Genomic DNA, 1,458 nt, shown 5'->3' on the forward strand with positions numbered 1-1,458 from the left:
CCCTGATCCTCCGGATCAGGGCCTTCGTGCTGCCACCCCGAGCACCCGTCCGCCCGTCCCGGACGCCAACGCGACGCATTTGGGCAGGTCGGCCCTGTCATACACAGTTCAGTGCTCGGAAAACTGGACGCGGTCGCATAGACCCGGTGCCGTCGAGCAGTTCGAGCATGCAGGCGCCGGCGGAGCGGGCCCACAGCCCGGCCGCGTCGCGCGGGGTGGTGACGACTACGACGCAGTCCCCGAAGCAGGGCGGGTCGTGCCGGACGCTCACGTCCGGGATGGCGATCAGGTCGTAGTGCCGGTCGTCCCCGTGACCTGCCGGCCCAACGGCGACGGCCCAACCCCGCGGACTGAGCGGCGAGTTGCCCTTGAGCTCGGCACCCGCAGTGCTGCCGGGTGCGATCTCCTCGAGTGCATCGCGGACCAGCGTGAGGAACGCGAGATCGGGCAGTCGGCCATCGGGTGGCTCGGTGGTGCGCGAGCGGCGGCGTATCCAGGACATGCGGGGATCATGCGGAGGCGGCGATGAGGCCGTTCGCCTCGCGATCCCCCGCGCACGCGGGGGCCTTCCGGATCCGACGGGTCAGGGGGCGCATCGGTGGAGCCGGGGTGTGCCGGTGCGGACATCGCGGGCGATGTTGCGCGCAGGATCTCCTCCTCGCGATCCACGCCATCTTCCAACCCGCAAGGAAGCACTGGGCGTGCTCGCCTTCGAAGTCGAGCGGGTGGGCCCTGCGCGAGCCGGGCCCGCCGCGACGTCCTCGCCCTGCGGTTTCCGCGCTAGACGGTGGCCGGAGGAGCGCCCGAAGGCCGCTTGACGATGTACGTACATCAACCTGTTTCCGTCGGCCGTGAATTCCCGACATATCCGCAGGCAGAAGCGAATCGGACGATCGTCTTCGGGATTCCTGCCCGCCACCCCCGAGGGCGCCTTTGTCCGCTTTATTCCGTCGGCCCGTCGGCAAGGGCTGGTCGATCCCGGCGGCGAATGACAACCTCTTCCGGTGTCGGCGGTACGGGGCCGTGAGGGCCGGGGAAATCAGCCCGGCGCGGGCCGGTCATTTCGCATCGCCAGGTCGCAATGATCCGTCAGTGGAATGGGACAGGGAGAGCGGTACTTCCATGAATCTTCGTATCAGCAAGCGAATTGCCGCGGTGACACTCGCCGCCGCCACCGTCGTCGGCGGAGGCGTCGTCGCCGCCTCGCCCGCCAGCGCCATCGGCCCGGTGCAGTGCCCCGGCGGCGGGGCGAAGGCGTACGGCATCGAGCTGTGGATGTCGGGCTGGCAGCTCTGCTACGCGGGCAGCGTGGGGGCCGTCTACCCCAACGTCGACGGCGTGAACCTGGTGACCTCGCAGTGGAACAACGGCATCATCACGGCGAACGGCTCGAACTACAACCTCTACGCCGGCGGAAGCCTCAGCTTCACCAGCGCGCACGTTTCCGAAGTGCAGATC

The 1,458-nt window shown here is 69.0% G+C and carries 2 protein-coding genes; one reads left to right on the plus strand and one right to left on the minus strand.

All coding sequences use genetic code 11. The features are described 5' to 3' along the window. Positions 1-97 precede the first annotated feature (97 nt). Positions 98-502 carry a hypothetical protein gene (locus ACFU6K_RS38920; RefSeq protein ID WP_380671387.1) on the minus strand — a complete coding sequence of 135 codons (405 nt, stop codon included), beginning with the start codon at positions 500-502 and terminating at the stop codon, positions 98-100. A gap of 653 nt (positions 503-1,155) precedes the next feature. Here ACFU6K_RS38920 and ACFU6K_RS38925 point away from each other — a divergent pair. Beyond that, the coding region (locus tag ACFU6K_RS38925; protein WP_380671389.1) for a hypothetical protein at positions 1,156-1,458 on the plus strand (303 nt) is incomplete at its 3' end.

This window comes from Kitasatospora sp. NPDC057512, from assembly GCF_042802135.1.
Lineage (GTDB): Bacteria > Actinomycetota > Actinomycetes > Streptomycetales > Streptomycetaceae > Kitasatospora.